This is a genomic window from Streptomyces sp. NPDC060205 (genome assembly GCF_042728395.1).
Lineage (GTDB): Bacteria > Actinomycetota > Actinomycetes > Streptomycetales > Streptomycetaceae > Streptomyces.
In genome coordinates, this window is record NZ_JBHWZP010000511.1 from 1 (window position 1) to 4,752 (window position 4,752).

General features: G+C 68.9%; 6 protein-coding genes. 4 read left to right on the plus strand and 2 right to left on the minus strand.

Features of this window, described 5'->3' with window-relative positions; translation table 11 throughout:
- Positions 1-89: 89 nt before the first annotated feature.
- Positions 90-932 carry an alpha/beta fold hydrolase gene (locus ACFWGJ_RS42070; protein WP_387334235.1) on the minus strand — a complete coding sequence of 281 codons (843 nt, stop codon included), beginning with the start codon at positions 930-932 and terminating at the stop codon, positions 90-92.
- 140 nt (positions 933-1,072) lie between these two features.
- Positions 1,073-1,261 (minus strand): hypothetical protein, encoded by a 189-nt coding sequence (locus tag ACFWGJ_RS42075; protein WP_387334236.1) that lies wholly within the window; start codon positions 1,259-1,261, stop codon positions 1,073-1,075.
- A 239-nt stretch (positions 1,262-1,500) separates the two neighbouring features.
- On the opposite strand from ACFWGJ_RS42075, the gene ACFWGJ_RS42080 reads away from it, so the two are divergent.
- The 4 genes from ACFWGJ_RS42080 to ACFWGJ_RS42095 all read left to right on the plus strand — a co-directional run bounded on the left by ACFWGJ_RS42080 (position 1,501) and on the right by ACFWGJ_RS42095 (position 4,585).
- Positions 1,501-2,268, plus strand: coding sequence for a class I SAM-dependent methyltransferase (locus ACFWGJ_RS42080; RefSeq protein WP_387334237.1), 768 nt, complete (start codon positions 1,501-1,503; stop codon positions 2,266-2,268).
- A gap of 154 nt (positions 2,269-2,422) precedes the next feature.
- Positions 2,423-2,614 carry a hypothetical protein gene (locus tag ACFWGJ_RS42085; protein ID WP_387334238.1) on the plus strand — a complete coding sequence of 64 codons (192 nt, stop codon included), beginning with the start codon at positions 2,423-2,425 and terminating at the stop codon, positions 2,612-2,614.
- A gap of 193 nt (positions 2,615-2,807) precedes the next feature.
- Entirely contained in the window at positions 2,808-3,401 is a 594-nt protein-coding gene (locus ACFWGJ_RS42090) for a hypothetical protein (protein WP_387334239.1), read from the plus strand.
- Positions 3,402-3,520: 119 nt separating this feature from the next.
- Complete coding sequence (locus ACFWGJ_RS42095; RefSeq protein WP_387334240.1) at positions 3,521-4,585, plus strand: biotin/lipoate A/B protein ligase family protein; 1,065 nt, start codon at positions 3,521-3,523, stop codon at positions 4,583-4,585.
- Positions 4,586-4,752: the final 167 nt, after the last annotated feature.

Sequence of the window (4,752 nt, forward strand, 5' to 3'; positions counted from 1 at the left end):
ACCTCCCGGTCCGCCCCGACTGCCGTACCCGACTGCTCCACCGACGCGGAGGATCCCGGAGCATCACATGCTCCGGGACCCTCTCGACGTCATCGCACCGAGTGAGCGGCGTCTTCGATGACGTCGGTCACCTTCTCGGGCTGCGAGACGCTCACGGCGTGCGACGCACGGACCTTCGCGGTGTGCGCGCCCGCACGCTCGGCCATGAACTGCTGCGCCTTGGGCGGGATGTTGAGGTCCTGACCGGCGATCAGCACCCAGGACGGAATGCTCTTCCACGCGGGCTCGCCCGCACCCTCGGCCAGGGCCGCTTCGGCCACCGGCCGCTGGGTGACAGCCATCAGATCGGTCCGGTCACGGGGCACGTCGGCAGCGAACTGATGCCGGAACTTGTCGTTCTGGATGTACAGGTCGGTGCCCTGGGAGCCGTCGGGGTTGGTGAACGGCACGGGGCGCAGGGCATCTCCGAGAGTGCTGCCGGGGTACTTGCCCGACAGGTCGACCGCGCTCTCGCCCTTCTCCGGGAGGAAGGCGGCGAGGTACACGAGCGCCTTCACGTTCTTGTTGCCCGTGGCTGCGTTGCTGATGACGGATCCGCCGTAGGAGTGGCCGGCGAGCACCACGGGTCCCTCGATGCCGGCCAGGACGTCCTTGAGGTAGGCGGAGTCCCCGCTGAGGGACCGCAGGGGGTTGGCGACGGCCACCACGGGATAGCCGTCGTGCCGGAGCTCCTTGACCACACCGTTCCAGCTGGTGGAGTCGGCGAACGCGCCGTGGACCAGCACGACCGTCGGCTTGGGCCGCTGGGGGCCGGTGGTCTTGTCCGCGGAGGCCGGCGCGATGGTCGTGGCTGTCAGGGCTGCGGCGATGCCGATCCCGGCCAGCACGGTGAGTGAGGTCCGGGCGCGGCGAGTGAGGGAACGAGGGTTCATGGTGGGTGCCTTCCGATGTGTAGCGAATGGGCCACGTCGTGGTGGTGGTCGGTGCACTGCCCTGGGGAGGTCTCAGGTCGTGGACGGGTGACATGTGGTGCGGTCGGGCGCCGCCGCGGACCTGGTCGAGCGACCGAGGACTACTGCGGTGTTCCGGGGTTCGCGTCGGCGCGGATCCGCTCGACGAACCGGGCGTCCTCTGCGTCGACGGCCCGCGCGGTCTCCAGGACCTCCGGCAGGCTCCCGGCCGGTATGACGACGGCACCTGCGGCATCGCAGAAGATGTAGCCCCCTGGCAGGACGGGTGGTGTACCGCCCGCGTGGGACACCTACGCATACCCGCTGCCGACGGGCTGTGCCGGCGGCTCGATGGTGCGCGATCTGCCGCCGGTGTTCGTTTCGCAAGTTAGAGACCGAGCGGGCGAAGGAAATGTGACATGTGCCGTGCGCCCAGGACTGTTCCTGACAGGGTCGGGAGTCGCCGTTCCTGGTGTCCCCGTCCCCGCCAGGAGCGAGCGGGCGCGTGCGAAGGTGTCACAGGTGCGGCACACCTTCTGTCTTCCTGGACATGCACACTGTCATTGCCCAGGCACCGGACACCCGCGCACAGCCGGAGCCCTATGCGGTCAGCGCCGAGTTCTACGACATCCTGCAAGCGCACGACGACGACCGGCGCGTACGGCAGCTCTACGGGACCGCGGTGGCGACGGCACGTCTGGGCGTGGTGGACGTCGGTGCCGGAACAGGGCGGGTGACCTTGCTGAGCTTGGCTCGCTCCAGGACCGGTGTGCACGCCGTCGAACCGGCTCGTGCCATGCGTGCGGCGCTGATGACCCGCCTGGCCGCACTGCCCGCACCGCAGCGGGCGCGCGTGTCGGTGCACCCGTACACACTCGGCGAGGCGGCTCTGCGCGACGTCGCGGACCTGGTGATCTGCCACAACACGGTCGCCTCCCTGACGCCGGACGCCCGCCGAACGCTCTGGGCGTCCGTCGCCGAAGCTCTCGTCCCCGGCGGCAGGTTTCTCTTCGAACTGCCTCCGGCTCGACTGCCCGCCGAAGAACACCGTCGAGTTTTCCCGGTGCGGCGGATGGGCCGACACGAATACGGCGGACACATGGTGATGTCAGCGGCAGGACCCCGTATCCGTACCCGCGTCGACTACTGGGTGCGCGGGACGCACGGGCTGCTGGGAGAGCACACCGAGACGTTCTGGATGTGGCCCGCCACGCGCTCGGACCTGATCGCGGACCTGCGACGGCACGGGTTCGCCGTGTCGTCCGCACGCCATGACCCGGCCGTTCTCGCGGTCACGCTGGGCCGGGGACCCTTGTGATGTCACCTGCTCCTGCGAACCACGTCGGCGGACGTCGCAGGCGCGGTGCACAGGGTGTCACACGATCGATGTCTGTCACAGGGACTCCTGCTGTTCGGTCAGAGCGTAGTAGGGGCCTGCCGGTCTCTTGTGACCTGCCACAAAAGGACACCCGATGAACCACGACTTCGATCACGACGACGATCCCGCAGCAGCCACCGTGTTCCTGGCGGCGGAAGCAGCCGTGCTGACGGAGCGGGTTCGCATGCTTCGACAGCAGCTGGCCGAGGTCGACGCGCGCATCCGGGAGACCGCCGAGGAACTGAGCCGGCTGGAACCGCCGCGTTCCGCTCCGTGCCGACCCTGACCGCACGACGCTCAGCCGTCCCGGCGCCGTCTCGGCTGCGGCTGCGGCTGCGGCTGCGGCTGCGGCTGCGGCTGCGGCTGCGGCTCAAGACAGTGGCACCCTCTACGCATCTTCCGATTCGTCGCGTACTGGTGTGTCTGCGGTGAAGAGTATGCTCCTCCCAACGATGTAGGAGTGGGGATGAGAGGAAGCCATGGTCCCGGCAACTCACGCGGCGCACAACATCGAAACCACCGCTGAGAGCCTCCAGGGGGATCTGGCCCGCCTGGAGCTGCAGAAGCGGGCGCTGGAGAGGGAACTGGCCGCGGTCGTCGCGCACCTCGACTCGGTGCAGCGGGCTCTGAGCGCCCTGTCGGTCCTGATGTCCGACTCCCCCGGCGCGACACGGTCCACCCCGACCGGGAACACCACGACGGGGAACACCGATCGGCACCACACTGCGGAAGCGGTGCAGGAGGTCGGCCCCTCCCGAGCGGCAGAGCCGCCGTCGGAAGACACCGCCCCCGAGGAATCCGAAGGCGGGCAGGAGAAACGTACTTCTCGTGCCCCTCGCGCTCCTCGTTCCAAGGCGCCCGAGCCACAGCAGCAGTACGGACAGCTCACCGAGCAGATCATCGAGTACTTCGCGCACATCGACGACAAGGAAGTGCGGGCCCGCGACGTGGCCGCGGCGCTCGGCCGCGACACCGACAGCGGAGCCATCAACGCCGTACGCAGTACGCTCGACCGGCTGGTCGGCACTTCGCGGATCCAGCGGGCCGGCCGCGGTCTCTACCGCGCCGGGTGACGAGCCGGACGACGTACAGGACGGCAAGGGCCCGCCGACCGCGTCCTTGACGTCCACGCCTGGGGAACACGTCCCTCTTTCACACTGTTGAACTTTGCAGGAGAAAGGACGGCGAGACCGTGCACGGTGAATACAAAGTTCCTGGCGGCAAGCTGATCGTCGTGGATGTCGACGTGGAGAGCGGCGTGCTGCGGCGCCCCCGGGTCACGGGTGACTTCTTCCTCGAACCGGACGAGGCACTCGACGCGATGACCCGCGCGCTGGACGGCGCTCCGGCGGACACCGACGCGGCCGGTCTGGCAGCCCGCGTGGACAGGGCGGTGCCGGACGGCACGGTCATGTACGGGTTGACATCCGAGGGCGTCGGCATCGCCGTACGCCGGGCGCTCGCGCACGCCAGCGACTGGACCGACTACGACTGGCAGCTGATCCACGACGGCCCGCAGAGTCCTGGGCTCCACATGGCGTTGGACGAAGCGCTCACCGCTGAGGTCGCCGCCGGCCGTCGTCCGCCCACGCTCAGGGTGTGGGAGTGGGCGGCCCCAGCGGTGATCATCGGCAGCTTCCAGTCCCTGCGCAACGAAGTCGATGTCGACAGCGCTAACGAGCACGGCATCGAGGTCGTCCGCCGGATCTCCGGCGGAGGGGCGATGTTCGTGGAGCCCGGCAACACGATCACCTATTCCCTCTCCGTGCCGGACGCGCTGGTGCAGGGGCTGTCCTTCCAGGACAGCTATGCCTACCTCGACGACTGGGTGCTCGACGCGCTCGGCGAGATGGGGATCAAGGCCTGGTACCAGCCGTTGAACGACATCTCCACCGACCAGGGGAAGATCGCCGGCGCGGCGCAGAAGCGCATCGTGGGACCGGACGGAGGGCCCGGCGCCGTTCTGCACCACGTGACGATGGCCTACGACATCGACGCCGACAAGATGCTCAGTGTGCTGCGCACGGGGCGGGAGAAGCTGTCGGACAAGGGAACGAGGAGCGCGAAGAAGCGGGTGGATCCGCTGCGGCGGCAGACCGGCCTGGCACGAGAGGCCATCATCGCGGGCCTGATCTCATCGTTCAGGACCCGTTACGGGCTCGCCGCCGGCCAGGTGACGGACGCGGAGATGACGCGTGCGCGTGAACTCCTGCGCACGAAGTTCTCCACGCCGGAGTGGACGGCTCGCCTCCCCTGAACCCGGCGGGCGGGCCGAGCCGCGCGCAACGGCCGGGCCCCGCCCCCGAGTTCAGAGGGCATCGGGAAGCGGTCAGCGGGAAGTGACGGGTGTCAGCCCATCTCCTCCAGCGTCTTGCCCTTGGTCTCCTTGACGAACTTCAGGACGAAGGGGATGGAGAGCGCGGC

Excerpts from the sequence above, each read along its gene's own strand:
- ACFWGJ_RS42070 (WP_387334235.1), bottom strand. The coding sequence starts at position 932 with ATGAACCCTCGTTCCCTCACTCGCCGCGCCCGGACCTCACTCACCGTG.
- ACFWGJ_RS42080 (WP_387334237.1), top strand. The coding sequence starts at position 1,501 with ATGCACACTGTCATTGCCCAGGCACCGGACACCCGCGCACAGCCGGAG.
- ACFWGJ_RS42085 (WP_387334238.1), top strand. The coding sequence starts at position 2,423 with ATGAACCACGACTTCGATCACGACGACGATCCCGCAGCAGCCACCGTG.
- ACFWGJ_RS42090 (WP_387334239.1), top strand. The coding sequence starts at position 2,808 with ATGGTCCCGGCAACTCACGCGGCGCACAACATCGAAACCACCGCTGAG.